The sequence below is a fragment of the Streptomyces sp. NPDC002773 genome (genome assembly GCF_040295605.1).
GTDB lineage: Bacteria > Actinomycetota > Actinomycetes > Streptomycetales > Streptomycetaceae > Streptomyces.
The window spans coordinates 389,728-416,182 of record NZ_JBEOVO010000001.1 but is presented as its reverse complement, the minus strand read 5'-3'; the positions used below and the strand labels follow the sequence as shown (position 1 = coordinate 416,182).

Annotated in this window: 22 protein-coding genes and 1 pseudogene; 11 read left to right on the top strand and 12 right to left on the bottom strand. The window is 71.3% G+C overall.

The window, feature by feature from the left end; genetic code table 11:
- The first annotated feature begins 145 nt into the window (after positions 1–145).
- Positions 146–1,303, top strand: coding sequence for an alkaline phosphatase PhoX (locus ABT034_RS01810; RefSeq protein ID WP_351210139.1), 1,158 nt, complete (start codon positions 146–148; stop codon positions 1,301–1,303).
- On the opposite strand, the gene ABT034_RS01805 is transcribed toward ABT034_RS01810, so the two are convergent.
- From ABT034_RS01805 to ABT034_RS01790, 4 genes are all read right to left on the bottom strand, one after another.
- Positions 1,273–2,295, bottom strand: coding sequence for an ArsR/SmtB family transcription factor (locus ABT034_RS01805; RefSeq protein ID WP_351210137.1), 1,023 nt, complete (start codon positions 2,293–2,295; stop codon positions 1,273–1,275). The two genes, ABT034_RS01810 and ABT034_RS01805, sit on opposite strands and share 31 nt — an antisense overlap.
- 566 nt (positions 2,296–2,861) lie before the next feature.
- Positions 2,862–5,573: a pyruvate, phosphate dikinase gene (ppdK, locus tag ABT034_RS01800; protein WP_351210135.1), complete on the bottom strand. Its 2,712-nt coding sequence runs from the start codon at positions 5,571–5,573 to the stop codon at positions 2,862–2,864.
- 356 nt (positions 5,574–5,929) lie between these two features.
- On the bottom strand, positions 5,930–7,066 hold the full coding sequence (gene dusB / locus ABT034_RS01795; RefSeq protein ID WP_351210133.1) for a tRNA dihydrouridine synthase DusB: 1,137 nt from the start codon (positions 7,064–7,066) through the stop codon (positions 5,930–5,932).
- A gap of 42 nt (positions 7,067–7,108) precedes the next feature.
- On the bottom strand, positions 7,109–7,990 hold the full coding sequence (locus ABT034_RS01790) for an MmyB family transcriptional regulator (RefSeq protein ID WP_351210429.1): 882 nt from the start codon (positions 7,988–7,990) through the stop codon (positions 7,109–7,111).
- A 113-nt stretch (positions 7,991–8,103) separates the two neighbouring features.
- On the opposite strand from ABT034_RS01790, the gene ABT034_RS01785 reads away from it, so the two are divergent.
- Positions 8,104–9,567 (top strand): MFS transporter, encoded by a 1,464-nt coding sequence (locus ABT034_RS01785; protein WP_502972771.1) that lies wholly within the window; start codon positions 8,104–8,106, stop codon positions 9,565–9,567.
- 73 nt (positions 9,568–9,640) lie between these two features.
- On the opposite strand, the gene ABT034_RS01780 is transcribed toward ABT034_RS01785, so the two are convergent.
- The 3 genes from ABT034_RS01780 to ABT034_RS01770 form a co-directional block, all read right to left on the bottom strand.
- Positions 9,641–12,241, bottom strand: coding sequence for an FG-GAP-like repeat-containing protein (locus ABT034_RS01780; protein ID WP_351210131.1), 2,601 nt, complete (start codon positions 12,239–12,241; stop codon positions 9,641–9,643).
- A 115-nt stretch (positions 12,242–12,356) separates the two neighbouring features.
- Positions 12,357–12,581: a DUF6243 family protein gene (locus tag ABT034_RS01775; protein ID WP_351210129.1), complete on the bottom strand. Its 225-nt coding sequence runs from the start codon at positions 12,579–12,581 to the stop codon at positions 12,357–12,359.
- 219 nt (positions 12,582–12,800) lie between these two features.
- The gene (locus tag ABT034_RS01770) at positions 12,801–14,183 is read right to left on the bottom strand and encodes a glycine--tRNA ligase (RefSeq protein ID WP_351210127.1); all 1,383 of its coding nucleotides are present in this window, start codon (positions 14,181–14,183) and stop codon (positions 12,801–12,803) included.
- A 177-nt stretch (positions 14,184–14,360) separates the two neighbouring features.
- Here ABT034_RS01770 and ABT034_RS01765 point away from each other — a divergent pair, with 177 nt between their 5' ends.
- The 4 genes from ABT034_RS01765 (at position 14,361) to ABT034_RS01750 (ending at position 17,568) form a co-directional block, all read left to right on the top strand.
- Positions 14,361–15,380, top strand: coding sequence for a metal ABC transporter substrate-binding protein (locus ABT034_RS01765; RefSeq protein ID WP_351210125.1), 1,020 nt, complete (start codon positions 14,361–14,363; stop codon positions 15,378–15,380).
- A gap of 26 nt (positions 15,381–15,406) precedes the next feature.
- Positions 15,407–16,180, top strand: coding sequence for a metal ABC transporter ATP-binding protein (locus ABT034_RS01760; RefSeq protein WP_351210122.1), 774 nt, complete (start codon positions 15,407–15,409; stop codon positions 16,178–16,180).
- A gap of 2 nt (positions 16,181–16,182) precedes the next feature.
- Positions 16,183–17,076, top strand: coding sequence for a metal ABC transporter permease (locus ABT034_RS01755; protein WP_351210120.1), 894 nt, complete (start codon positions 16,183–16,185; stop codon positions 17,074–17,076).
- Positions 17,077–17,157: 81 nt separating this feature from the next.
- On the top strand, positions 17,158–17,568 hold the full coding sequence (locus tag ABT034_RS01750; RefSeq protein WP_351210118.1) for a Fur family transcriptional regulator: 411 nt from the start codon (positions 17,158–17,160) through the stop codon (positions 17,566–17,568).
- Positions 17,569–17,637: 69 nt separating this feature from the next.
- Here ABT034_RS01750 and ABT034_RS01745 read toward each other — a convergent pair whose 3' ends face one another.
- The 5 genes from ABT034_RS01745 to ABT034_RS01725 are packed head-to-tail and all read right to left on the bottom strand — an operon-like array spanning position 17,638 to position 20,236.
- On the bottom strand, positions 17,638–18,165 hold the full coding sequence (locus ABT034_RS01745) for a YcxB family protein (protein ID WP_351210116.1): 528 nt from the start codon (positions 18,163–18,165) through the stop codon (positions 17,638–17,640).
- A gap of 3 nt (positions 18,166–18,168) precedes the next feature.
- On the bottom strand, positions 18,169–18,993 hold the full coding sequence (locus ABT034_RS01740) for an isoprenyl transferase (protein WP_351210114.1): 825 nt from the start codon (positions 18,991–18,993) through the stop codon (positions 18,169–18,171).
- A 19-nt stretch (positions 18,994–19,012) separates the two neighbouring features.
- The gene (gene recO, locus ABT034_RS01735; RefSeq protein WP_351210112.1) at positions 19,013–19,762 is read right to left on the bottom strand and encodes a DNA repair protein RecO; all 750 of its coding nucleotides are present in this window, start codon (positions 19,760–19,762) and stop codon (positions 19,013–19,015) included.
- A gap of 40 nt (positions 19,763–19,802) precedes the next feature.
- Positions 19,803–20,018, bottom strand: a complete 216-nt coding sequence (locus tag ABT034_RS01730; RefSeq protein WP_351210110.1) for a hypothetical protein — start codon at positions 20,016–20,018, stop codon at positions 19,803–19,805.
- Entirely contained in the window at positions 20,015–20,236 is a 222-nt protein-coding gene (locus tag ABT034_RS01725) for a hypothetical protein (RefSeq protein WP_351210108.1), read from the bottom strand. Before ABT034_RS01725 ends, ABT034_RS01730 begins: the two co-directional genes overlap by 4 nt.
- 132 nt (positions 20,237–20,368) lie before the next feature.
- Here ABT034_RS01725 and ABT034_RS01720 point away from each other — a divergent pair.
- The 5 genes and pseudogenes from ABT034_RS01720 to ABT034_RS01700 form a co-directional block, all read left to right on the top strand.
- Positions 20,369–20,582: pseudogene (locus ABT034_RS01720) on the top strand (helix-turn-helix domain-containing protein); the annotation flags it as partial.
- 151 nt (positions 20,583–20,733) lie between these two features.
- Positions 20,734–21,555 (top strand): hypothetical protein, encoded by an 822-nt coding sequence (locus tag ABT034_RS01715; protein ID WP_351210106.1) that lies wholly within the window; start codon positions 20,734–20,736, stop codon positions 21,553–21,555.
- A 147-nt stretch (positions 21,556–21,702) separates the two neighbouring features.
- Complete coding sequence (locus tag ABT034_RS01710; protein WP_351210104.1) at positions 21,703–23,073, top strand: FAD-dependent oxidoreductase; 1,371 nt, start codon at positions 21,703–21,705, stop codon at positions 23,071–23,073.
- A 110-nt stretch (positions 23,074–23,183) separates the two neighbouring features.
- Positions 23,184–24,956 carry a LuxR C-terminal-related transcriptional regulator gene (locus ABT034_RS01705; RefSeq protein ID WP_351210102.1) on the top strand — a complete coding sequence of 591 codons (1,773 nt, stop codon included), beginning with the start codon at positions 23,184–23,186 and terminating at the stop codon, positions 24,954–24,956.
- 128 nt (positions 24,957–25,084) lie between these two features.
- A complete protein-coding gene (locus tag ABT034_RS01700; protein ID WP_351210100.1) occupies positions 25,085–26,455 on the top strand; it encodes an FAD-binding oxidoreductase in 1,371 nt (456 codons plus the stop codon).

The following is a 26,455-nucleotide window of genomic DNA, read 5'->3' as shown; positions in this document are numbered from 1 at the left end:
TTCCGTCGTCTTTGCCCGCCGCCCGCCGCTTCCGCTTCACCGCTTGTTGATGCACAGTCAACTCCGTACTCCTAGGTTCCGGAAGCGCGACCCTGCCGCCGACCGGTGCGGCGGGGCGGTTCACCACCCTTCTCAGGAGTGAGACGTGGAGCGACGCAGTTTCCTGCGTGGAGCGGTCATCGGCTCGTCGGCCGCCGCCTTCGGCGGCAGCCTGTGGCACGGCGCGGCGTTCGCCGCCCCCGCCCAGCCGGGCGCGGGCCCCTACGGGGCGCTCGGCCCGGCGGACTCGAACGGCATCCTGCTGCCCGCCGGGTTCACCAGCCGGGTGATCGCCCGGTCCGGCCAGACCGTGGCCGGCACCTCGTACACCTGGCACAACGCCCCCGACGGCGGTGCCTGTTTCGTCGACGGCACGGGCTGGATCTACGTGTCCAACTCGGAGATCAACCCGGGCGGCGGCGCGAGCGCGGTGAAGTTCAACTCGGCGGGCGCCATCACCGGCGCGTACCGCATCCTCTCCAACACCCGGCAGAACTGCGCGGGCGGCGCCACCCCGTGGAACACCTGGCTGTCCTGCGAGGAGGTCTCCCTCGGCTACGTCTACGAGTCGAACCCGTGGGGCGGCACCAGCTACCGCCGTGACGCGATGGGCCGGTTCAAGCACGAGGCCGCCGCGGCCGACCCGGTCCGCAAGGCGATCTACCTGACCGAGGACGAGACGGACGGCTGCTTCTACCGGTTCCTCCCGACCACCTGGGGCAACCTCTCCTCCGGCACCCTCCAGGTCCTCAAGGCCGGCACGGCCACCTCCGGCACGTTCACCTGGCAGAACGTGCCGGACCCGGACGGCTCCCCGACCACCACCCGCAACCAGGTCTCCGGCGCCAAGCGCTTCAGCGGCGGCGAGGGCTGCTACTACGCGAACGACACCGTCTGGTTCACCACCAAGGGCGACAACCGGGTCTGGCAGGTCAACCTCGCCGCCGGCACCTACGAGCTGGCCTACGACGACTCGCTCGTCTCCGGCGGCGGCGCCCCGCTCACCGGTGTCGACAACGTCACCGGCACCACCTCCGGCGACCTGTTCGTCTCCGAGGACGGCGGCAACATGGAGATCTGCGTGATCACCCCGGCCGACGTCGTGGCGCCGTTCCTGCGGATCAACGGCCAGTCCTCCTCCGAGATCTGCGGCCCCGCCTTCTCCCCCGACGGCAAGCGGCTGTACTTCTCCAGCCAGCGGGGTACGAGCGGCAGCTCCTCCGGCGGCATCACCTACGAGGTGACGGGCCCGTTCCGCGCGTAGCACCGCAGGTCCACCGTCCGTTGGGCGCCGCCGAGCAGGGCGGCGCCCAACGGCGTGAGCGTGTGCAGGACCGCGTTGCCGTGGCGCAGGGTCGCGATGAGCCCCGCCTCGCGCAGGACGCCCGCGTGCTGACTGGCCGAGGCGAGCGACACCCCGGCCCTGCGGGCCAGTTCGCTCGTCGTACCGCCGTCGCCGATGGCGTGCAGGACCGCCGAGCGGGTCTGGCCGACCAGCTTGGCGAGCGAGGAGCCCCCGGGCGCCCGGACGGTCGGCGCCTCGCCGTGGGTGACCGGGTAGACGAGGACCGGCGGCAGCGCGGGGTCGCGCAGCACGACCGGCGTCCCCCGGCAGAAGTACGAAGGCTGGAGCAGCAGCCCCCGCCCGTCGAGATGGACGTCCCGGTCGACCGGGTAGTCGGCCTCCAGGACGGGCGCGCGCCAGCGCAGCATCGGCGGCAGCGAGGCGAGCAGTTCGTCCGCGCCGCCGTCGAGGAGCGCCCGGCCGCGGCAGGCCCGGTCGGCTTCGACCCGGGCGCGGATGTGCGGCCAGTACGGCTCGACGGCCGCCCGGTGGTAGCTCCGCAGGGCCCCCACGAGCCGGTCGAAGGGCTCCGCGCCGCCGTCGGCGAGGGCACGGAGCGAGTGGGGTACGGTCCGGCCGCCCGACCGGTCCGCGGCCAGCAGCGAGAGCTCGGCGCGCAGCCGGCCGGAGCCGGTCGCGCGGATCGCCTGGAGGCCCTCGTCGAGCCCGTGGACGCCCTCCGCGGGCGTCAGGAAGTCCGGGAAATAACCGCGGCTGGGGACGAGCGCGGCGAGCAGCCGGGTCTCACCGCCGAGCCGCGTCCGCGTTTCGGAGCGCCATTCTCCGTAGACCACGGAGCCGCGCCGGTCCCTTAAACGGTGAAAACTCAGAATTGTTTCCCACAGAACATCCGGACGGGCTGCCGTCCGCACCCCCGCCAGGTCGTTTCCGGTGAAATGAATCCGCAGCATGACGTCCCCACCTGTGCACTCGCAACCACCCCCGACGACGAGTATGCACAGCATCACAGCACGTTACCAGGGTGTTTCAGCCACAGTTGAAAAGCATCGCGGCAATCGGGGCCGAAACGAAAAGCTGTGCGGGTCGGGCAGGAAACCTTCAGGACCGAGGTGACGTGATGAAGACCGTGGGGGGCTTTGCGCGTCCGGCGGCGGTCGGCGAGGGTTGCGGCTCACCTGCCCGGCATCGGTAAAGGGCGCGGCCTCCGGGTGGGGATCCGGGGGTCGCGCCCGCTCCGTTCTTTGCCGGAGAAACCAAAAGTTTAATGGCCAATAATTCAATCAGGGGCAATTGAACAACCGCCCACATCCGCTCAACAAACAAACGACGGGACGGACACCTCCGCACAAAGGTGTCCGTCCCGTCACTGTGATTCCGGAGCCGCCGCCCGCCGGTGAGGGTGGTGAGGTGACCGACGGCGCCCCCGGCCGTACCGGAGTGGTTCCGTGGATTCCCGCTGCTGAACGGGGGTTCAGGAGGGCCCGACCGCCGCTCCTGACCCCCCGTTCAGCAGGGCTCAGCGGCTGTCGCTGCCCTTGGACTCGGCCGCCGCGCGGCCGGCCTCCAGACGCGCCACCGGGATCCGGAAGGGCGAGCAGGAGACGTAGTCGAGGCCCACCTCGTGGAAGAAGTGCACCGACTCCGGGTCACCGCCGTGCTCGCCGCAGACACCGAGCTTGATGTCGGGGCGGGTGGCCCGGCCGGCCTGGACGGCGCTGCGCACGAGCGCGCCGACACCGTCCTTGTCGATGGTCTCGAAGGGGCTGACGCCGAAGATGCCCTTCTCCAGGTACGCGGTGAAGAACGAGGCCTCCACGTCGTCGCGGGAGAAGCCCCACACCGTCTGGGTCAGGTCGTTGGTGCCGAAGGAGAAGAACTCCGCGGCCTCGGCGATCTGACCGGCGGTCACGGCGGCGCGCGGCAGCTCGATCATGGTGCCGAGCGCCAGCTTGAGCTCCACCCCGGTACGGGCCTGGACCTCCGCGATGACCTGCTCGGCCTCCTCGCGGACGATCTCCAGCTCCTGGACGGTGCCGACGAGCGGGATCATGATCTCGACGCGCGGGTCGCCCTTGGCGTCGATGCGCTGCGCCGCGGCCTCGGCGATCGCCCGGACCTGCATGGTGAACAGGCCGGGGATGACCAGACCGAGACGGACACCGCGCAGACCCAGCATCGGGTTCTGCTCGTGCAGCCGGTGCACGGCCTGGAGCAGGCGCAGGTCGTTCTCGTGCGGCTCCTTGCGGGACTCCGCGAGGGCGACGCGCACCGAGAGCTCGGTGATGTCGGGCAGGAACTCGTGCAGCGGCGGGTCGAGCAGCCGGACCGTGACGGGCAGCCCGTCCATGGCCTCGAAGAGCTCGACGAAGTCCGTCTGCTGGAGCGGCAGCAGGGCGTCCAGGGCCTGGTCGCGCTCGGCGTCGGTGTCCGCGAGGATCAGCCGCTCGACGTACTGGCGGCGCTCGCCGAGGAACATGTGCTCCGTGCGGCAGAGGCCGATGCCCTGGGCGCCGAAGCGGCGGGCGCGGTTGGCGTCCTCGGCGTTGTCGGCGTTGGCGCGGACCCGGAGACGGCGGACGCGGTCCGCGTAGGCCATGATCCGGTGGACGGCGGCGACGAGCTCGTCGGCGTCGTCGGCGCCGGCGTGCATCCGGCCCTCGAAGTACTCGACGACCGGAGACGGCACGACGGGTACCTCACCGAGGTAGACCTTGCCGGTGGAGCCGTCGACGGAGACGACGTCACCCTCCTCGACGACCTGGCCGTCGGCCGTGGTCATCCGGCGCCGCTTGGTGTCGACCTCCAGCTCCTCGGCGCCGCAGACACAGGTCTTGCCCATGCCGCGGGCGACGACGGCCGCGTGTGAGGTCTTGCCGCCGCGCGAGGTGAGGATGCCCTCGGCCGCGATCATGCCGTCCAGGTCGTCCGGGTTGGTCTCACGGCGGATCAGGATGACCTTCTCGCCGGACCGGGACCACTTGACGGCGGTGTACGAGTCGAAGACGGCCTTGCCGACGGCGGCACCCGGGGAGGCGGCGATGCCGCGCCCGATCTGCTCGGCCTTCGCGTCCTCGTCGAACTTGGGGAACATCAGCTGGGCGAGCTGCGCGCCGTTGACCCGCTGGAGCGCCTCGGCCTCGTCGATCAGGCCCTGGTCCACGAGCTGGGTGGCGATGCGGAAGGCGGCACCGGCGGTGCGCTTGCCGACACGGGTCTGGAGCATCCAGAGCTGGCCGCGCTCGATGGTGAACTCGATGTCGCAGAGATCCTTGTAGTGGGTCTCCAGGGTCTCCATGATGTGCATCAGCTGGTCGTACGACGTCTTGTCGATCGACTCGAGGTCGGCCAGCGGCACGGTGTTGCGGATACCGGCGACGACGTCCTCGCCCTGCGCGTTCTGCAGGTAGTCGCCGTAGACGCCCTGGTGGCCGGAGGCCGGGTCGCGGGTGAAGGCGACACCGGTGCCGGAGTCCGGGCCGAGGTTGCCGAAGACCATCGAGCAGACGTTGACGGCGGTGCCGAGGTCGCCGGGGATGCGCTCCTGGCGGCGGTACAGCTTCGCGCGGTCGGTGTTCCAGGAGTTGAAGACGGCCTCGATGGCGAGGTCCATCTGCTCACGCGGGTCCTGGGGGAAGTCGCGGCCGGTCCCGGCCTTCACGATCTTCTTGAACTGCTTGACGACCTTCTTGAGGTCGGCGGCGTCGAGGTCGGTGTCGCTGGCGACCTTCTTCGCGGTCTTGACCTCGTCGAGGGCGTCCTCGAAGAGCTCGCCGTCGACACCGAGGACGGTCTTGCCGAACATCTGGATGAGCCGGCGGTACGAGTCCCACGCGAAGCGCTCGTTGTCGGCCTGGCGGGCGAGGCCGGCCACGGACTCGTCGGAGAGCCCGATGTTGAGGACCGTGTCCATCATGCCCGGCATGGAGAACTTGGCGCCCGAGCGCACGGAGACGAGCAGCGGGTCGTCGGCCTGGCCGAGCTTCTTGCCCATCTTCTTCTCGAGAGCGTCGAGGTGGGCGGACACCTCGTCGCGGAGCGCCACGGGCTCCGAGCCGCTCTCGAGGTAGACCTTGCACGCCTCGGTGGTGATCGTGAACCCGGGGGGGACCGGCAGACCGAGGTTGGTCATCTCGGCCAGGTTCGCGCCCTTGCCACCGAGCAGGTCCTTCAGGTCCCTGTTGCCCTCGGTGAAGTCGTACACGAACTTCTGATCATTGTTTTCCGACACGGGTCCCGACTCCTCGATGACTCGGTTGGCTGCCCTGACGGCGAGGAACATACCCAGATCGAAGGCTTCTGGGGAGGTACGCCTAGCGGTCACGTGGCCGTAACCACCCGTCCGCCAGCACTTCGAAAGTAACCGAGAAGTAGCTTCCGCTTTCACGGCCCGAAGGCGACATGACCGAAAGCAGAGGCAACACGCTCACATGAGCGCGCATCCGAGCACTTGCGTTCAAGTCTTGAACGCAGAAAGGGTGGCACCCAGTGCCACCCTTTCAGGCAGTGCAGCCGCTCGTAACCTGCTCGTTTGAGCACCCACCCCCTCAAGGGTGGCGAGGATCACTCCTCAGGGGAGGCCGAATCTCAGCCGCCGGACGTGTCCAGCTCGGCGTCCTCGCCCACTCCCGCGCAGTCGTAGGGGTCCTTCAACCAGCCGTCCGGCAGGACAACCCGGTTGTTTCCGGACGTACGACCCCGAGGGCCGTCGGCACCCACCGGCCACGGCTGATCCAGGTCCAGCTCGCTCAACTGAGCGCGCAGCTCGTCCAGGGACGAGGTGATCGCCAGCTTCTTGCGCATCTCGGAACCCACCGCGAAGCCCTTCAGGTACCAGGCCACATGCTTGCGGAAGTCGATGACACCACGGGCCTCGTCGCCCAGCCATTCGCCAAGGAGTCGCGCGTGCCGCACCATCGCGTCCGCGACCTCCCGCAGACCGGGCTGGGCATAGGAACCGGTGCCCTCGAAGCCCGCCACCAGGTCCCCGAAGAGCCAGGGGCGGCCCAGGCAGCCGCGCCCGACGACCACGCCGTCGCAGCCCGTCTCCCGCATCATCCGCAGGGCGTCGTCGGCCGACCAGATGTCGCCGTTGCCAAGTACCGGGATCTCGGGCACGTGCTCCTTGAGGCGCGCGATCGCGTCCCAGTCGGCGGTGCCTCCGTAGTGCTGGGCGGCGGTCCTGCCGTGCAGGGCGATCGCCGTGACGCCCTCCTCGACCGCGATCCGGCCCGCGTCCAGGTACGTGATGTGGTCGTCGTCGATGCCCTTGCGCATCTTCATCGTGACCGGCAGGTCGCCCGCGTTGGTCACGGCCTCGTTCAGGATCGCCCGCAGCAGCGGCCGCTTGTAGGGCAGGGCCGAGCCGCCGCCCTTCCGCGTCACCTTGGGGACCGGGCAGCCGAAGTTCAGGTCGATGTGGTCGGCGAGGTCCTCGTCGACGATCATCCGCACGGCCTTGCCGACGGTCACGGGGTCCACCCCGTAGAGCTGGATCGAGCGCGGCCTCTCGGTCTCGTCGAACCGGATGAGCTGCATCGTCTTCTCGTTGCGCTCGACCAGGGCGCGCGTCGTGATCATCTCGCTCACGAACAGTCCCTTGCCGCCGCTGTACTCGCGGCAGAGGGTACGGAAGGGGGCGTTGGTGATGCCGGCCATGGGGGCGAGCACCACCGGAGGCTGCACGATGTGCGGGCCGATGGCGAGAGGGGTGAACGCGGTCATGGACCCATTGTCGCGCACCCCGGAGGTCTTTAGTTAGCCGTACTATCCGCGCATGGCCGAGCTCACAGTCGCAAGGGCCGCCTGTTCCCGGACCACGAGGTCGAGGAGGCGGGCGACGCCGGCCCGGGTCTCCTCGTCGGCGGGGACGTAGGTGACGAGGTGCGGCCCGGCGGTCGGACCGAGCCAGAGGTTGGTGTGCTCGAACCTGAGCAGACCCACGCGCGCGTTGCGGACGACTTTGGTGCGGCCGCCCGGGGCGACCACGTCGTGCCGGGCCCAGATCTCCCGGAACTCCGGCGAGGCCTCTTCGAGCCGCCGTACGAGCGCCTTCCAGGCGGGCTCGGCCAGGTGCTCGGCCATGGAGGCACGCAGCTTCCCCGCGAGCAGCGGGAGGAGCTCCGGCAGATCGGTGGCGGCGGCCCGGAAGTCGTCGTCGGTGAAGGCCAGCCAGAGGGTGTTGCGGTCCTCGCGGGGCAGGGCGTCCAGGTCGCAGAAGAGCCGCCCGAAGGTCCGGTTGTGGGCGAGGAAGTCGAAGCGGCTGTTCTGGACGGCGGCGGGGACGGGCTCCAGCTGCTCAAGGAGCGCCCGCAGCGCGGGGGTGACGGCCGGGCAGGGCGCACCGGGGTGCGGGTCGGACTGCCCGGCCAGGGAGAAGAGGTGACCGCGCTCGGTCGGGTCGAGGAGCAGGGCGTCGGCGAGGGCGTCGAGGACCTGGGGGGAGACCTGGATGTCCCGGGCCTGTTCGAGCCAGGTGTACCAGGTGACGCCGACGGCGGAGAGGTGGGCGACCTCCTCGCGGCGCAGACCGGGGGTGCGGCGGCGGCGCCCCCGGGGCAGGCCGACCTGCTCGGGGGTGATGCGCTCGCGGCGGCTGCGCAGGAAGGCGGCGAGCTCGTGTCGCCGGGTCTCGGGTTCGGCGGTCATCGCTGTCGTCACGCTCCCAGGGTGCGGGGGCGGGCGGCCCCGTGCCAGGTAGTGGCGGTACCAGGATAAAGAGGCTCTGGTACCAGGCTGAGCGGCGGCGGATCGTCGAACCCGTGACTTCGACTTCGACCTCAACTTCTCCCCGGGCCGACGCCCCGGGTACCACCCCCACCGGCCCCGCCTCCCCCACCCCCGCCCTCGGCCCGCTCGGTCTGTTCACCGTCCTGCTCGGTGCCTCGCTGCCCCTGATCGACTTCTCCGTCGTCAACGTCGCCCTGCCGTCGATCGACCACGACCTCGCCGCGGGCCCGGCCCTGCTCGAACTCGTGGTCGCCGGGTACGGCCTGTCGTACGCCGTGCTCCTCGTCCTCGGCGGGCGGCTCGGCGACCTCGCCGGCCGCCGGCGGCTGTTCCTCGCCGGCATGGCGGCCTTCGGTCTGACCTCCCTCGCCTGCGGCCTCGCGCCCGACGCCTGGACGCTGGTCGCGGCCCGGGTGGCGCAGGGCGCCGCGGCGGCGCTGATGCTGCCGCAGGTCCTCGCCACCATCCACGCCTCGACGTCGGGCCCGCGGCGGGCGAAGGCGCTCAGCCTGTACGGGGCGACCGTCGGGCTCTCGATGATGGTGGGCCAGATCCTGGGCGGCGTGCTGGTCACCGCCGATCTCGCGGGCACCGGCTGGCGGTCCGTGTTCCTGGTGAACGTGCCGGTGGCGGTGGCGGGCCTCGTCCTCGCCCTCCGTACCGTCCCGGAGACCCGGTCCGAACGGCCCGCCCCGGTGGACGTGCCGGGCACCCTGCTGCTCGGTCTCGCGCTGCTCGCCCTGCTCGTCCCGCTGACGGAGGGCAGGGCGGCCGGCTGGCCGCTGTGGACGTGGCTCGCCCTCGCCGTGTTCCCGTTCGCGGTGTGGGCGTTCTGGCGGGTGGAGCTGCGGGCCGACCGCGCCGGGCGTACGCCCCTGGTCCCGCCGAGCCTGCTCGATCTGGTGTCGCTGCGGCGCGGGCTCGTCCTGATCCTGCCGCTCGCGATGGGCTTCGGCGGTTTCGTGTTCGTGATCGCGGTGGCGCTCCAGCAGGGCCTGGGGCTGAGCGCGGTGGTCTCGGGCCTGGCGCTCGCCCCGATGGCGGTGGCGTTCTTCGCGGCCTCGCTCGCGGGTCCCCGGCTCGTACGGCGCTGGGGCACGCGCGTGGTGGCGGCGGGCGGCCTGGTCCAGGCCCTCGGCATCGGGCTGCTCGCCGTGGCGGTCTGGCGTGCCTGGCCGGACCTGTCGGTCTGGCTCCTGCTGCCCGGCATGGCGGTCGCGGGCCTGGGGCAGGGCCTCCAGCTGCCGGTCCTCTTCCGGGTGGTGCTCTCGGAGGTCCCGCCGGAGCGGGCGGGGGTGGGCAGCGGCGTCATGGTGACGGCCCAGCAGTCGGCCCTGGCCCTGGGCGTCGCCACGCTCGGCTCGCTCTTCCTGAGCCTGGCGGCCTCCGCCCCGGCGGGATCGGGGACGGCCCTGACGGTGACGCTCCTGGTCCAGCTCGCGCTGATCCTGCTCACGGCGGCGCTGTCGTTGCGCCTGCCGAGGACGGTGGGGTGACCGCCCCCGTACGTCGGTCACCCCAGTCCCCGGTCCGTCGGCCCGCGCCCCCTGTGCGTCGACTCCGGACCCGCTACCAGCGGACCGGCGCGAGCCTGGGGCCGTTGAAGGTGGTGTCGCCCCGGCCGGTCCAGATCTTCAGGGTCCCGTTGGCGTCCCGGGCGATGATGTCGGCCCTGCCGTCCTCGGTGAAGTCCCCGACGGCGGTCTCGGTGAGGGTCCAGCCCTGGGTGACGGGCTTCTTCGGCTGGAAGGAACCGTCGGGGTTGCGGACCCACATCGTGAGGACGTTGCCGGCGTCCGTCGCCAGGATGTCGGCCCCGCCGTCCCCGTCGAAGTCCCCGGCGACGGTCTGGGAGAACGTCCAGCCGTCCATGACGTCCCGCGGGCGCTCGAAGTCGGCGGTGGTGGGGCCCGTGCCCGCCCAGATCCTGAGCCGGCGGGTGCCTTCCTCGGCGGCGATGATGTCCGTCTCGCCGTCGCGGTCGAAGTCGGCGACCGCCACCTCGTCGTAGTTCCAGCCCAGCGTGACGCGTGCGCGGGCTCCGAAGTGGCCGTTCCCCCGGCCGGGCCACACCCACAGCTCGGGCGCGGTCGACCCCTCGGAGACCGGCGGCGTCCTGGCCAGGATGTCGGACCTGCCGTCGCCGTCGAAGTCGGCCGCGACGGTCTGGGTGTGGTTCCAGTCGTCGGTGACGTGCAGCGAGCGGTCGAACGAGCCGTCGCCCCGGCCGTACCAGAGCCTCATCGTCGACGAGGTGGCGTCACGGGCGAGGAAGTCGGTCAGTCCGTCGCCGTCGAAGTCGGCGGCCGCGGTCTGCGAGAGGTGCCTGGACGTCCCGGTGACGGCCGCGGCCAGCGTCTCGGCGAGGCGCTGGGTGCCGGCGGCGTTGAAGTGCAGGTCGTCCACGGGCGACTTGTACGCGGGGTCGAGCCGGGTCGGTACGTCGTCCCGGGTGGCACGGTCGAAGTCGACGTGGTCGTCCAGGGTCCGGATGTGGGCGTTGACGCTCCGCCTGACCTGTTCGTGGGAGGGGTTCGCGGCGCAGGGGGTGCTGCCCTCCGTGGCGGCGGGGCAGCCGAACGGGGGGATGGTCGCGACGGTGATCCCGATGCCGCGGGCCCGGACGCTCGCCACGAGCTTGTCGATGCCCGCGATGAGATCGGGTGCGCTCGCGCCCCCGGTCCTGATGTCGTTGACGCCCTCGTAGAGCACCACCCGGCGGACGCCGGGCTGGGCGAACACATCGCGGTCCAGGCGGTTCAGGGCGCTCGGGCCCGCGATGTCGAGGAGGTTCCGCGTCTGGCCGGGCTCGACGGTGACCGGGCTGACGTGGTCGGTGAGGACCCGGTTGCTGTTCAGGCCCATGTTCAGGATGCCCGGCGCGGCCGGGTCGTTGTTCAGGATCCTGGCGAACGCGTCGGGCCAGCGCTGGTTCATGTCCGCGGTGGTGTGGGAGCCGTCGGTCTGGGAGTCACCGAGGGCGACGACGGTCCCCGGGGAGCCCGCGGTCTCCACGTCGACACCGCCCAGCAGGGTCCACCGGTGAGGGCCGGTCGCGAATCCGGCCGCGGTGGTCTGCCGCGTGAGATCGCCCGCTCCCACGTAGGTCGGAGCCAGGGCGTAGGAGTGCACGGGGGCACCCTTGACCTCGCCCGGAAGGTGGACGCTGACCAGAAGGTCGTGGCCGGCGGTCACGGGGAGCGCGACCTTGTCGCTGACCAGCTCGCCTCCCGCCGGGATCGTCCGGCTGCCGGTGAACGCCACCTCGTGTACGGCTCCGGTCGCCGCGCCCGTCTTCGCCGAGCGGGCGGCGAGGGTGACGCGGCCGAAGGTGACGGGCTGGGAGCCGAAGGTGTTCGCGAAGCGGAGCCGGGTGCTTGTACCGCTCTTGTGCGGGTGGACGACCATGCGCAGGGTCTGGTTCTTCCAGACGGGCACCGTGGTGAGCCCTTCCGGCGGCGCGAGGGCCGCGCCCCAGCTTCCCGTCCAGGTCGTGCTCGGGGACGCGGTGGTCGTGTCCCGTACGGCGACGGAGAAGACGTGCAGGTTCGGGGCCGTCGGCAGCGTGACGGTCCTGACCGTCCTGTCGCGGTCGAGGGGGACGGTGACCGCGTAGACGTTCTTGCCGCCTGTCCGGTCCGGTCGGCCCGAGGAGAAGAACGTGTCGGTCACGGTCACCGCGGGAGCCGACTGGTCGGCGGCGTTCCAGATCCAGTCCTTCACGCCGAGGCGGTACGTCGACGTGGTGCCGTCGGTGTAGGTGACCGTGCCGTCCCCCTCCGCGGGCCCGTGCTCGGCGGCGGCCAGGAAACCGAGGGCGTCGCCCTTGCCGGACAGGGCGAAGGTCTGCCCCTCGGCCTTCGCGTTGTCCCCGGCCGGGGTCGCGGCGGGCCAGGTGTGGACCGTGCCGTTGACGGTGATCCGCGCGCCCGGGTCCCATCCTGCGGCGCTGAGCCGGGCGCCGGAGTAACTGCCGCCCGCCCCGTCGAAGTCGGCCGCGGAGGGCGGGTCGTCCCGGGTGACGGCCGTGTTGTTGAAGGCGTCCTCGAAGGACTCGAGGACAACGTTCCCGGCGGCCCCGGTGGCCCCGACGGCCCCGGCACGGGCGGCGCCACCGGTCGGTCCGGCGGTGGCCAGCGCGAGAACGAGAGCGGTCGCACCCGCTCTCACCCACCCGTGACCAGGTCTCCTGGGTCTCTTGTACGGCAAGAGCGTGCTTCCTCTCTCGATCGCGAGAAGGGCCCGCGGTGACGAACACCCCGGGCCCTCCGTCGTACGGTGACAGCTACTGCTGACCAGCCTCGCCGGTCGCAGCGCTCTCGGCACTCTCAGGGCTCTCGGTGTTCTCCGCTCCCTGGGCGCGCTCGCGCATCTTCCTCAGGAGTTCCTGCTTCTGCTCGTCGGCGGTGCGGCGGGCGGCGCTGCCGCCCTGGACGGCGCCGTGCTGGTCGGCGCGGGACAGCTTCTTGCGCTGTCCGCCGACGCCGAGGAGGTTGTTGCGCTTGGCCATGGGGTTCTTCCCGTCAGTGAGGTGGGCAGTGGTGGAGCTCGATCAGCCGGGGCCGGTGCTCACTCGTAGATCTGGGAGAACGCGTACATGCCGGGAACGCTACCCCGGCGCCACTGCCCCGGCACGTGATTTTCCGGGGGCGCTGCGGGCCCGACCCGTACGGGAAAGCCCCCGGTTCCGCGTTCCGGAACCGGGGGCTTCGCCGACGTACGAGCAGACTCAGCAGCCCAGCAGACGGCTGCCCAGGTAGCCCTGGATCTGGTCGAGGGAGACGCGCTCCTGCTTCATGGTGTCGCGCTCGCGGACGGTCACCGCGTTGTCGTCGAGGGTGTCGAAGTCGACGGTGACGCAGTACGGGGTGCCGATCTCGTCCTGGCGACGGTAGCGGCGGCCGATGGCGCCGGCGTCGTCGAACTCGATGTTCCAGTTCTGGCGCAGGTCCGCCGCGAGGCCCTTGGCCTTCGGGGAGAGCTGCGGGTTGCGGGAGAGCGGCAGGACCGCGGCCTTGACCGGGGCCAGGCGGTGGTCGAGGCGCAGCACGACGCGCTTCTCCATGACGCCCTTGGCGTTGGGGGCCTCGTCCTCGGTGTACGCGTCGAGGAGGAAGGCGAGCATGGCGCGGCCGACACCGGCCGCGGGCTCGATGACGTACGGCGTGTACGTCTCGCCGGACTCCTGGTCCAGGTAGGACAGGTTGGCGCCGGAAGCCTGGGCGTGGGCGTTCAGGTCGTAGTCCGTGCGGTTCGCGACGCCCTCGAGCTCGCCCCACTCGCTGCCGCCGAACGAGAAGCGGTACTCGATGTCGGCGGTGCGCTTCGAGTAGTGGGAGAGCTTCTCCTTCGGGTGCTCGAACCAGCGCATGTTCTCCTCACGGAGACCCAGGCCCGTGTACCAGTTCCAGCGCTGCTCCATCCAGTATTCCTGCCACTGCTCGTCCTCGCCCGGCTTGACGAAGAACTCCATCTCCATCTGCTCGAACTCGCGGGTGCGGAAGATGAAGTTGCCCGGAGTGATCTCGTTCCGGAAGGACTTGCCCATCTGCCCGATGCCGAACGGGGGCTTCTTGCGCGCGGTGGTCTTCACCTGGGCGAAGTTGGTGAAGATGCCCTGGGCGGTCTCGGGACGCAGGTAGGCGACGGAGCCGCTGTCCTGGGTCGGGCCGAGGTGGGTGGAGAGCAGACCGGAGAAGTTCTTCGGCTCGGTGAAGGTGCCCTTGTTGCCGCAGTTGGGGCAGTTGAGGTCGGCGAGGCCGTTCTCGGGGAGGCGGCCGTGCTTCTCCTCGTACGCCTCCTCCAGGTGGTCCGCGCGGTAACGCTTGTGGCAGGAGGTGCACTCGGTCAGCGGGTCGGTGAAGGTGGCGACGTGACCGGAGGCCGCCCAGACCTCGGTGGCCAGGATGACCGACGAGTCGATGCCGACGACGTCCTCACGCGCGGTGACCATGTAACGCCACCACTGGCGCTTGATGTTCTCCTTGAGTTCGACACCCAGCGGTCCGTAGTCCCAGGCGGCCTTCTGGCCGCCGTAGATCTCACTGCACGGGTAGACGAAGCCACGGCGCTTGCTCAGGCTGACGATGGTGTCGATCTTGTCGGCGGCCACGGTGCTCTCTTCATTACGACGACGAAGTGCGAATGCCACAGGTTACCGGCGCGCGCACCCCCCGTATCAAATCGGTTCGGAGAGGGGATCGCGCGAGGGACCGCCCGCGGGCCGGGTGGGCGGGGCCACACGTACGACAATTGACAATCGTTTCCAGTTTTGTTGAAAATGAGTGTCATGAACGTACGTCGCCGCATACCCAGCACCGCCCTCGCCGGAGCCGTCGCGCTCGGCCTCGTCTCCCTCTCCGCCTGCGCCGGGACCTCCGACGCCGCCGACGGGGGCAGCGGCGGCAAGCTGGACGTGGTGGCGTCCTTCTACCCCATGCAGTACCTGGCCGAGCAGATAGGCGGCGGTCACGTCGCCGTCAACACGCTCACCAAGCCCGGCGTCGAACCCCACGACCTGGAGCTCAAGCCGAAGCAGATCGGCGAGCTCGGCGAGGCCGACGTCGTCCTCTACCTCAAGGGCATCCAGCCCGCCGTCGACGAGGCGATCTCCCAGGCCGGCGTCAAGAACACCGTCGACGCCGCCACCCTCACGAAGCTCGAGACCCACGCCACCGGCGCCGGCCACGAGGGCCACGCCCACGAGGGCGAGGGACACGAGGGCGAGGAGCACGCCGCCGGTGACCACGCCGCTGGCGAAGAGGGCCACGACCACGGCTCCGAGGCCGGCGCCGACCCGCACATCTGGCTCGACCCCGTGAAGTACGCCGAGGTCGCCAAGGGTGTCGGCAGCGCCCTGGAGAAGGCGGACCCGGACCACGCCGCCGACTACAAGAAGAACACCGACGCCCTGGTGAAGAAGCTCGGCGACCTGGACACGGCCTTCGAGACCGGTCTGAAGAACACCGCGACGAAGACCTTCATCACCACCCACTCCGCCTTCGGCTACCTCGCCGAGCGGTACGGCCTCGACCAGGAGGGCATCTCCGGCGTCGACCCCGAGTCCGAGCCGAGCCCCGCCCGGATCAAGGAACTCCAGGACATCGCGAAGCAGGACAAGGTCTCCACCGTCTTCTTCGAGACCCTCGCGAGCGACAAGACCGCCAAGACCCTGGCCTCCGACGCCGGTCTGAAGACCGACGTGCTCGACCCCCTCGAGGGAATCACGGACGCCTCCAAGGGCGATGACTACATCGAGGTCATGCGGTCCAACCTCGCCGCGCTGCAGAAGGCCCTCGGCGCCAAGTGATCACCGCACCACAGGAGGTACGAGCCATGGCAGCCCCGGAAGCGGAACCCGTCATCTCCGTCCGCGGAGCCACCGCCGCCCTCGGCGCCCGGCCCGTCCTCCGCGGCGTCGACCTCACCGTCCACCGCGGTGAGGTCGTCGCGCTGCTCGGCGCCAACGGCTCCGGCAAGTCCACCGCGGTCCGCGCCGTCATCGGCCAGGTGCCGCTGACCAGCGGCACGATCGAGCTGTTCGGCACGGAGCGCAGGCGCTTCCGCGACTGGGCCCGGGTCGGCTACGTGCCGCAGCGCACCACCGCCGCGAGCGGCGTCCCCGCCACCATCCGCGAAGTCGTCTCCTCCGGCCGGCTCTCCCGCCGCAGGTTCGGCTGGCTGACCAGGGCCGACAAGGACGCCGTCGAGCGGGCCATCGACCTCGTCGGCCTCGCCGACCGCGCCAAGGACTCCGTCTCCGCCCTCTCCGGCGGCCAGCACCAGCGCGTCCTGATCGCCCGCGCGCTCGCCTCCGAACCCGAGCTCCTGATCATGGACGAGCCGATGGCCGGGGTCGACCTCGCGAGCCAGGAGATCCTGGCGTCGACCCTGCGCGAGCAGGTCGCCGACGGCACCTCCGTCCTCCTCGTCCTGCACGAGCTGGGCCCCCTGGAGCCGCTGATCGACCGCGCGGTCGTCCTCCGCGACGGCTGTGTCGTCCACGACGGCCCGCCGCCGAAGGCCGTCGGCCAGCACGCGCTGCCCGGCCACGACCACGTCCACCCCCACGCGGCCGATGAGCCGATCCGCACCGGATTGCTGACCTGATCATGGACATCCTCCAGCTCGCCTTCATGCAGCGCGCGCTCCTCGCGGCCGTGCTCGTCGGCATCACCGCCCCCGCCGTCGGCATCTACCTCGTCCAGCGCCGCCAGGCGCTGATGGGCGACGGCATCGGCCACGTCGCCATGACCGGCGTCGGCCTCGGCTTCCTGCTGAACTCCAGCCCCGTCTGGATGGCGACCGCCGTCGCCGTCGTCGGCTCGGTCGCGATGGAACTGATCCGGGCGTACGGGAAGACCCGCGGCGACCTGGCGCTCGCGCTGCTCTTCTACGGCGGCATGGCCGGCGGCGTCCTGCTGATCAACCTCTCGCCGACCGGCTCCAACGCCAACCTCAGCTCGTACCTCTTCGGCTCGCTCTCCACCGTCTCGACCGAGGACATCACCGCGATCGGCGTCCTGGCCGCCTTCGTGGTCCTCGTCACGGTCGGCCTGCGCCGCCAGCTCTTCGCCGTCAGCCAGGACGAGGAGTTCGCCCGGGTCACCGGCCTGCCGGTGCGCGCCCTGAACCTGCTGATCGCCGTCACGGCCGCGGTGACCGTCACGGTCGCCATGCGGGTCGTCGGCCTGCTGCTCGTCAGCGCGCTCATGGTGGTGCCGGTGGCGGCGGCCCAGCAGCTGTCGAAGTCCTTCCGCGCGACCTTCGTCCTCGCGGTGGCGACCGGGGTCACGGTCACCCTGGCCGGCACGGTCACCTCGTACTACCAGGACGTGCCGCCCGGCGCGACGATCGTGCTGTACGCGATCGGGGTCTTCGTCCTCCTGACCCTCCTGGCGACGCCGCTCGCGAGGCGGCGGGCACGGGCGGCCGAGGCCGGCGCGGAGAGCTGCGACGCACCGCTTCCGGCGACCCGGCGGCCGACGGACGACGTGACGATCTGATCCACTCGGATCCGGTCAGCGAGGAGTGACACGGGGGACTGGCAGAATGGCGGGGGCAGACAAGCATCCAAGGAGGCCCCCGTGGTGACGGCAGGACCCCCCGTACGAGGGCGCTCGACCAAGCAGCGGGCCGCCGTGTCGGCGGCGCTGAACGAGGTGGACGAGTTCCGCAGCGCTCAGGAGCTGCACGACATGCTGAAGCACCGCGGCGACTCCGTCGGCCTCACCACCGTCTACCGCACGCTCCAGTCCCTCGCGGACGCGGGCGAGGTCGACGCGCTGCGCACCAGCGACGGCGAGACGGTGTACCGCCGCTGCTCGACCGGCGACCACCACCACCATCTGGTCTGCCGGCTCTGCGGCAAGGCCGTCGAGGTGGAGGGCCCGATGGTGGAGCAGTGGGCCGAGGCGGTCGCCTCGGAGCACGGCTTCGTGAACGTGGCGCACACGGTCGAGATCTTCGGCACGTGCGCGGAGTGCGCCGAGAAGTAGCCCGTGCGCGCACATGGGCGTACGAGAGGGCCCGCACCGGTTCGATCGGTGCGGGCCCTCTCGTACGTCTCAGACCTTGCTGGTGTTCCGGTCCAGGATCGCCCGCAGCCGGTCCGCGTCAGCTGGCTCCGCGAGGCCCCGTTTGGGCAGGTACGCGAGGCCGGTGCCGGACGTGCGGTCCGTGAAGAGGACGAAGAGCCGGGGCGTCTCCGCGTACCGGGACAGCAGCGCCCACCTGATCGTCGTGTCGGTGTCCCGTGACGTCCACCGCCCGCCGTCCTCGTCCACGACCGCCCGCGCCTCCCCCTGGGAGCCGATCAGCCGGAAGAGGCTGTACGCCGTCACCCGCGGCAGCGACTCCGCGCAGCCCACGGCCACCGCACCGAGGGCGACCAGTACGGCGGCCGTCGCCGGATCCGGGTCCCTCGGCAGGAACAGCACGACTCCCGCGGCCAGGAGCGCCAGCGCACCGGCCGCCCAGGCCGCCCACCGCAGCAGCCGCCACCAGACGGTGGCCCGCAGCCGTACCCGTACCGCCTCGTTCACCTCGGCGAACTCGGCCGAGTAGACGAGCTCCACCTTCTCCCCCACCGCCACGGCTCAGGCCTTGTCGAGTACGGCCAGGTCGGCCGGGTCGACGCCGCCGAAGCGCCGGTCGCGCTCGGCGTACTCGACGCAGGCGCGCCAGAGGTCGCGCCGGTCGAAGTCCGGCCACAGCACGTCCTGGAAGACCATCTCGGCGTACGCGCTCTGCCAGATCAGGTAGTTGGAGGTGCGCTGCTCGCCGCTGGGCCGCAGGAAGAGGTCCACGTCCGGCATGTCCGGGTAGTAGAGGTACTTCTGGATGGTCTTCTCGGTGATCTTCGCCGGGTCGAGCCGGCCCGCCTTCACGTCCTCGGCCAGCGCCTGCGCCGCGTCCGTGAGCTCGGCGCGACCGCCGTAGTTCATGCAGAAGTAGAGCGTGAGCTTCGTGTTGTCCTTGGTCTGCTCCTGTGCGACCTGGAGCTCCTTGGCGACCGACTTCCACAGCTTGGGCATCCGGCCGACCCAGCGCACCCGCACGCCGAGCGCGTCGAGCTGGTCGCGGGACTTGCGGATGAAGTCGCGGTTGAAGTTCATCAGGAAGCGCACCTCCTCGGGCGAGCGCTTCCAGTTCTCGGTGGAGAAGGCGTACAGCGAGATCGACCCCACGCCCATCTCGATCGCGCCCTGGAGCACGTCGAGCACCTGCTCGGCGCCGACCTTGTGCCCCTCGGTGCGGGGCAGGCCGCGCTCCTTGGCCCAGCGGCCGTTGCCGTCCATGACGATCGCGACGTGCTCCGGGACGAACTCGGGCTGGAGCTTCGGCGGGCGGGCACCGGACGGGTGGGGCTCGGGAGTCGTGTACTCCCGCCGCTGGCGCCCGAGGAGTCGTGCGATGGCCATGGCGTGGTCTCTCTCCTACCTAGTTCTTCTCTACGTACCGCAGCGAGCGCAGGCCGCGCTCCAGGTGCCAGTGGAGATAGGCGGACACGAGTCCGCTGCCCTCCCTGACGTGACGCGGCTCGCACGCGTCCGCCGTCGCCCAGTCGCCGGTGAGGAGCGCGCTGAGCAGGCCGATGGCCTCCGCAGAGGGTACGACGCTTCCGGGGACCCGGCAGTCGCCGCAGATGACTCCGCCCGCCCCGACCGAGAAGAACCGGTTGGGCCCGTGGATCCCGCATTTCGCGCAGTCGTCGAAGCTGGGCGCGTAGCCGTTCACGGCGAGGGAGCGGAGGAGGAAGGCGTCGAGGATCAGATGGGGGGCGTGCTCGCCGCGGGCGAGGGTCCGCAGGCCGCCCACGAGCAACAGGTACTGCTGGACGGCGGGCTCGCCCTCGTGGTCGGTGAAGCGTTCGGCCGTCTCCAGCATGGCGGTGCCGGCGGTGTAGCGGGCGTAGTCGGTGACGATCCCGCCGCCGTACGGGGCGATGGTCTCGCTCTGCGTGCAGAGCGGCAGGCCGCGCCCGACCAGCTCGCTCCCCCGGGCGAAGAACTGCACGTCCACGTGCGAGAACGGTTCGAGCCGCGCGCCGAACTTCGACTTGGTCCGCCGCACCCCGCGCGCGACAGCGCGTACGCGTCCGTGACCGCGCGTGAGGAGGGTGATGATGCGGTCCGCTTCACCCAGCTTCTGGGTGCGCAGCACGATGCCGTCGTCGCGGAACAGACTCATGCGGCCATTCTCCCGTACGGAAAGAGCATCGTAGCCGGGGTCAGGGCACCTCGCCCCGGCTCCGGGCGTTGACGTGCGCCGTGGCGGCGCTCAGCCGCTCGGACCAGGTCGCCTCCCGTACGTCCTCGGGCTCCACGTCCCACTCCCGCCCGCCACCGAGCGGGCGGATCTGGACGTACGGCCCCTCGTGCCCCATCACTCTCCCGACCCGTCCGGTGCGGATCTCCACGACGTACGCCCCGATGGGCAGTGTCATGACCGGCCCTCCTCCCGCGGCGAAAGGGCGGCGGCGATCAGCCGTGCCGTTTCCGCCGTGCAGCATCCCAGTTCGACGAGCGGCCTCGGGGGATCGGCGGCGAGGGTGACGACGTCGATCCCGAGCGAGGGAAGTCTGATTCCCGCCCTCGCGAGTGCCTCACGCAATTCCGTCACTGCCTCTTGTGCGGCTTCGATCGTCCCCGTGGTCGTCTTCATGGTGTCTTCCTTCACCAACGTATGCCTTTCTGAATCCATTTCCTGCTTCGCCTCACCAGAGTGGGCCCGGATCCGTAGAATCGGCAGACGCGCAGGCCCGACAACTGCGGCGTGGGGTTGGGGAGTTAATCCATGGCCAAAAGCAAGCAGCAGGACGCGTGGGTGTTCTTCGGCGACCTCCTGTAAGGAGAAACGGGAGGAGGCGGGGCTCTCGCAGAGCGAGCTTGGCGCACGGGTGTTCGTGTCCGGCGGATACATCGGACTGTTCGAGCAGGGAATTCGAAAGCCACAGCTGGACGTGGCGCAGAGAATCGACGAAATCCTACAAACCGGCGGTATTTTCGAACACACCTGGACGCCCCCGTGGGCGGTCCTGCGGGGCGGCGGCGGGGGCTACGGCATCGGCTGGCTCGTCGTCACGACGGTGAAGGGCTGACCGCCCGGGCCACGCCGTCACGCCCCTTCACCGGCCACCACCCCGCCTCTACGATCACGCCATGTCGATCACCTCGCCCATACCGGCCCTCCACGCCGACGGGGACACCGTCGTCCTCCCGGAGGGCGACGCGCTGCTCCTGCGCCGCCCGCACGAGCAGGCGCGCATCCCGCTGGTGGCCATCAGCCGCGTGCTCGTCGACGGGCGGACCGTCTCGATCGAGCTGACCGCCTCGCCGACCGCGGAGAAGACGCACGTCCACCGGATCTGGGACGTGGCGGACGAGGCCGCGGCCGTCGCCTTCGCCGAGGCCGTGAACGCCGCACTCCCCGAGCGCACGGAGGCGATCGCCGGCGCCGACCTCGTCACCGGCGAGCGCCTCTACCAGCCGAGCTACCGGAGGTGGCTCCGCGGGGTGAGGCGGGGCGCGCTCATCGCGGCCCTCGTGGTCATCGGGCTGTGCGTGCTCGCGCGCTCATCAGGGCACCCCGGCGCCCTCGTCGTCTTCACCTTCGGGTTCTTCGCGGTCCCGACCCTCGCGCTCGCCGCATGGCTCATGTTCGAGCCGGTCGAGGAGCGGTACCTGCGGAAGCACGGCGTCCGGACGACCGCCGTCCGGCTCCAGAGCGAGCCCGGCCGGTACGAGTACGTCGATCCGGCCGGCGTGTTCCGCGGCGTGCGACACTCCGTCCAGACGTGGAGCATCGAGGCGATGTACGACCCGCGCGACCCCGGCCGCGTGGGCCCGGTCAAGTCGCGGGGCCAGCGGATCCGGTTCGCGGCCCTCATCCTGTTCATCGCCGTCATCGGCCTCTTCTTCACGGCCGGAACGGTCGCGGGCGTGGTCTACGCCTTCCTCGGCACGTTCGAAGGCCACCTGTGAGATCCCGCAGGCAGGCTTATGGAACTCATAAGTCCGACTTATGAGCCCATAGACCGGGGGCGGGTACCACTGCGCCCGAGGCGTTATTTAGGGTGACCTAAGTGTCGGCGGCTTCGTCGCCACGTCGCTTGCGAAGGGAACCCAGTCATGCCCCGCCCCCTCCGGGTCGCGATCGTCGGCGCCGGCCCCGCCGGAATCTATGCCGCCGATGCGCTGCTGAAGTCCGAGGCCGCCGCCGAGCCGGGTGTGTCCATCGACCTCTTCGAGCGGATGCCCGCCCCCTTCGGCCTCATCCGCTACGGCGTCGCCCCCGACCACCCGCGCATCAAGGGCATCATCACCGCCCTCCACCAGGTCCTCGACAAGCCGCAGGTCCGCCTCTTCGGCAACATCGACTACGGCACCGACGTGCACCTCGACGACCTGCGCGCCTTCTACGACGCGGTGGTCTTCTCGACCGGCGCCATGGCCGACCGCCCGCTGGACATCCAGGGCGTCGAGCTCGACGGTTCGTACGGCGCCGCCGACTTCGCCTCCTGGTACGACGGCCACCCGGACGTCCCGCGCACCTGGCCGCTCGAAGCGGAGAAGGTCGCCGTCCTCGGCGTCGGCAACGTGGCCCTCGACATCGCCCGCATCCTCGCCAAGACCGGCGACGAGCTGCTGCCGACCGAGATCCCGGCCAACGTGTACGAGGGCCTCAAGGCCAACAAGGCCCTGGAGATCCACGTCTTCGGGCGCCGCGGCCCGGCCCAGGCCAAGTTCAGCCCGATGGAGCTGCGCGAGCTGGACCACTCCCCCACCATCGAGGTCATCGTCAACCCCGAGGACATCGACTACGACGAGGGCTCGATCGCCGAGCGGCGCAAGAACAAGCAGACCGACATGGTCGCCAAGACCCTGGAGAACTGGGCGATCCGCGACGTCGGCGACCGCCCGCACAAGCTCTTCCTGCACTTCTTCGAGTCGCCCGTCGAGATCCTCGGCGAGGACGGCCGGGTCGTCGGCCTGCGCACCGAGCGCACCGAGCTGGACGGCACCGGGAACGTCAAGGGCACGGGCGCGACCACGGACTGGGACGTCCAGGCCGTCTACCGCGCGGTCGGCTACCTCTCCGACGAGCTGCCCAAGCTCCCCTGGGACACCGCGAGCGGCACCGTGCCGGACGAGGGCGGCCGGGTGGTCGAGGAGACCGGCGAGCACATGGCCTCCACCTACGTCACCGGCTGGATCCGGCGCGGCCCCGTCGGCCTCATCGGCCACACCAAGGGCGACGCCAACGAGACCGTGAAGAACCTCCTGGAGGACTTCGCCGAGGGTCGCCTGCTGACCCCCGACGCCCCGGAGGAGGACGCGGTCGTGTCCTTCCTCGAGGGCAAGGGCCTCACGTACACGACGTGGGACGGCTGGTACGCCCTGGACGCCGCCGAGAAGGCGCTCGGCGAGCCGCAGGGCCGCGAGCGCGTGAAGATCGTGGAGCGCGAGGACATGCTGCGCGCGAGCGGCGCGATCGAGTAGGACCTTCCGCGGGCCGGCCCTCACCGGCCGACCCTCCTGCGTCGGCCTCGCGGGCGGGCCCCCGCCTCTTCCCCGTCCTACCCTGAAAGGACCGGGAAGAGGCGAGCGCCATGTCCGCACCCACGATCCACACCCGTCCCAGCGCGGAGGCCGACGTCCTGGAGCGCGCCAGGGACGCCGCCGCCCGTGAGTCCTGGGCCGAGGCGTACGCACTGCTCCACGCCCACGACCTGCACCCCTCGCGCGCACTGACCGCCGACGACCTCTCCGTCCTCGCCGACGCCGCCTGGTGGTCGGGGCACGTCGACGAGTCCGTCACCGCCCGGCTCAGGGCGCACGCCGCCTATCTCGCGGCCGGCGACCACCGGGGCGCCGGGCTCGCCTCCTGGTGGCTGCACTACGAGTACCTGGGCCTCGGGCGGCCCGCGGCGGCCGCCGGCTGGCTCCACCGGGCCCGACACCACCTGGAGGACCTGCCGGACTGCCCCGAGCAGTGCTTCCTGGCCTGGAGCGACGCCGAGGAGGCCCAGGCCCACGGCGACCACGAGGCCGCCCTCGCCGCCGCCCACCGGATGACCGGCCTCGCCCTCGGCTCCGGCAGCCCCGACCTCCTCGCCCTCAGCCGCCAGGCCGAATCCCGCGTCCTCCTCGCGGCCGGCCGCAGGACCGAGGCCGTCGCGCTCCTCGACGACGCGATGTGCGCGGTGTCGGCGGGCGAGCTGAGCGGTATGTTCACGGGCTGGCTGTACTGCCTGGCCCTGACCCAGTGCATGGAGGCGGCCGACTTCGGCCGGGCGGTGGAGTGGACGAACGCGGCGATGGAGTGGTGCGCCCCGCCCTGGCCGGTCCACCCGCCGACGGACGGCCCCGAAGCCCGTACGGAACAGGCGGACGCCCCTACGGGCTCCGGCCCCGGGCAGCTCCCCATGGCCGTACCGTCCGGCGAGAACCCGTTCCGGGGCGTCTGCCGGGCCCACCGGGTCGAGGTCCTCGACCTCCTCGGGGTCTGGGCGCTCGCGGAGGCGGAGGCCCGGCAGGCCTGCCGTGAGGTGCCGGTGGACTGCCTGGAGTCGGCCGCCGCCGCCTACTACGCCGCCGGTGACGTCCAGCGGCGCCAGGGCCGCCTCGACGCCGCCGCCGTCTCGTACGGGCACGCCCACGAGCTCGGCCGGATCCCGCAGCCGGGCCTCGCACTCCTCCGCCTCGCACAGGGCCGGGCCGACGCGGCGGTCGCGGGCATCGAGCTGGCCCTGGCCTGCCGCAGCGACCCGCGGCACGACCTCCTGGGCCGGGCCCGGCTGCTCGCCGCCCGCGCCGAGGTGGCCCTCGCGGTCCGTGACGTACCCGGAGCGGCGGACTCGGCGGCGGACCTCGACGCCCTGGCCGGGGACGTACCGCTGCTCCGGGCCCTGGCCGACACGGCGCTCGGTGCGGTGGCCCTGGCGCGGAGGAGCGGCGACGCGCCGCGCCTGCTGCGGCGGGCGCTCGCCGGGTGGCTGGAGCTCCGGGTGCCGTACGAGGCCGCGCAGGTACGGATGCTGCTCGCGGCCGCCGGGCGCACGGCGGGCGACGAGGAGACCGCCCGGCTCGAACTGGGGACCGCGCGGGCCGTGTTCGAGCGCCTCGGGGCGGTGCCGGACGCCCGGCGCGCGGCGGCGCTGCTCTCCGCCGGGGCGCGGCGGCGGCTGCCGGGCGGGCTGACCGCGCGGGAGGCGGAGGTGATGCGGCTCGTCGCCTCGGGCGGGACGAACAAGGGCATCGCCCGTGCCCTGGTGATCAGCGAGCACACGGTCGCCCGCCACCTGAACAACATCTTCGCCAAACTGGGCGTCGGCTCCCGCGCCGCCGCCACGGCCTACGCGTACGCGCACGGGCTGGTGTGAACGGCCTGGCGATCGGCCCGGGAATCGGCCTCGTGAACGGCCTGGTGTGAACGGCCCATGCGGGCCGTCGCCGGATATGGGCGATTTGGGCGATGCCCGCCCCGGGCGCCCGGGGCTACACCGGAACCATGACCACCATCACCGATCCCCTGGACACGCTCCGCGGTGCCGTGCGCGGCACCGTCGTGACCCGTGGCGACCCGTCGTACGACGTGTCCCGCCGGGTCTACAACGCCCTGCACGACCGCCGCCCCGCCGTCGTCGTCCACGCCGTGGACGCCGCCGACGTGATCGCGGCGGTGCTGTACGCCCGGGAGCACGCCCTGCCGCTCGCCGTGCGCGGCGGCTCCCACTCCGTGGCCGGTTTCGGCACCGTCGACGACGGTCTCGTCGTCGACCTGTCCCGGATGCGGGGTGTCCGGGTCGACCCGGAGGCCCGTATCGCGCGGGCCGAGGGCGGCGCCACCTGGGGCGACTTCAACCACGCCACCCACGCCTTCGGGCTCGCCACCACCGGCGGGGTGGTCTCCACGACCGGCGTCGGCGGCCTGACGCTCGGCGGCGGCATGGGTCACCTCTCCCGCCGCTACGGTCTGAGCTGCGACAACCTGGTCGCGGCGGACGTGGTGACCGCCGAGGGCACGCTGGTGTCCTGTGACGCCGAGCGGCATCCGGACCTGTTCTGGGCGCTGCGGGGCGGCGGCGGCAACTTCGGGATCGCGACCTCGCTCGCGTTCCGGGTGCACCCCGTCGCGGACATCTTCGGCGGCCTGAGCTGCTATCCGCTGGACGGGGGCGTGGCACGCGCCTGGCAGGAGATGATCGCCGCGGCACCCGAGGAGTTGAACTCGCTCCTGGTCGTGGCGCTCGGACCCGAGGAACCGTTCCTGCCGGAGCGCTGGCACGGCCGTCCGATCTGCGCCTCGCTCACCTGCTTCAGCGGCCCGGAGGCGGAGGACGAGAAGGTCCTCACGCTCCTGGACGGACTCGGACCGGTGATCGGCCGGTTCATGGAGCGGATGCCGTACCCGGCGATCAACACCCTCTTCGACGAGCAGCTGCCACCGGGACTCTTCCACTACTGGAAGGGCAACTTCAGCCGCGAACTCTCGGACGGCGCGATCGCGGCGCACATGGAGTACGGCGCCACGATGCCGTCCCTGGAGACCGACACGGCGATCTTCCCGATCGACGGCGCCTGCCACCGGGTGGGCCCGGAGGAGACCGCGTTCGCCTACCGGGACGCCCGCTTCTCGCACTCCTTCGGCGGCAGCTGGACCGACGCGGCGGACTCGGAGCGGAACATCGCCTGGACCCGCGCCTACGACACGGCCCTGCGCCCGCACACCCAGGAGGGCGGGTACGTCAACTTCATGGACACCGACGACCAGGACCGGGTGCGGGTCAACTACCGGCAGAACTGGGACCGGCTGCGGGACGTGAAGCGCCGGTACGACCCGGACAACGTGTTCCGGCTCAACCAGAACATCGCGCCGTGA

Bases quoted from the DNA above. Each gene is read 5' to 3' on its own strand.
- dusB (WP_351210133.1), bottom strand. From the start codon at position 7,066: ATGACCGCGTTCACCCCTCTCGCCATCGGCCCGCACATCGTGCAGCCT.
- ABT034_RS01740 (WP_351210114.1), bottom strand. From the start codon at position 18,993: ATGGCCATCGCACGACTCCTCGGGCGCCAGCGGCGGGAGTACACGACT.
- ABT034_RS01725 (WP_351210108.1), bottom strand. From the start codon at position 20,236: ATGAAGACGACCACGGGGACGATCGAAGCCGCACAAGAGGCAGTGACG.
- ABT034_RS01805 (WP_351210137.1), bottom strand. From the start codon at position 2,295: ATGCTGCGGATTCATTTCACCGGAAACGACCTGGCGGGGGTGCGGACG.
- ABT034_RS01730 (WP_351210110.1), bottom strand. From the start codon at position 20,018: ATGACACTGCCCATCGGGGCGTACGTCGTGGAGATCCGCACCGGACGG.
- ABT034_RS01790 (WP_351210429.1), bottom strand. From the start codon at position 7,990: ATGACCGCCGAACCCGAGACCCGGCGACACGAGCTCGCCGCCTTCCTG.
- ABT034_RS01715 (WP_351210106.1), top strand. From the start codon at position 20,734: ATGTCGATCACCTCGCCCATACCGGCCCTCCACGCCGACGGGGACACC.
- ABT034_RS01710 (WP_351210104.1), top strand. From the start codon at position 21,703: ATGCCCCGCCCCCTCCGGGTCGCGATCGTCGGCGCCGGCCCCGCCGGA.
- ABT034_RS01705 (WP_351210102.1), top strand. From the start codon at position 23,184: ATGTCCGCACCCACGATCCACACCCGTCCCAGCGCGGAGGCCGACGTC.
- ABT034_RS01700 (WP_351210100.1), top strand. From the start codon at position 25,085: ATGACCACCATCACCGATCCCCTGGACACGCTCCGCGGTGCCGTGCGC.
- recO (WP_351210112.1), bottom strand. From the start codon at position 19,762: ATGAGTCTGTTCCGCGACGACGGCATCGTGCTGCGCACCCAGAAGCTG.
- ABT034_RS01760 (WP_351210122.1), top strand. From the start codon at position 15,407: ATGGCAGCCCCGGAAGCGGAACCCGTCATCTCCGTCCGCGGAGCCACC.
- ABT034_RS01755 (WP_351210120.1), top strand. From the start codon at position 16,183: ATGGACATCCTCCAGCTCGCCTTCATGCAGCGCGCGCTCCTCGCGGCC.
- ABT034_RS01765 (WP_351210125.1), top strand. From the start codon at position 14,361: ATGAACGTACGTCGCCGCATACCCAGCACCGCCCTCGCCGGAGCCGTC.
- ABT034_RS01775 (WP_351210129.1), bottom strand. From the start codon at position 12,581: ATGGCCAAGCGCAACAACCTCCTCGGCGTCGGCGGACAGCGCAAGAAG.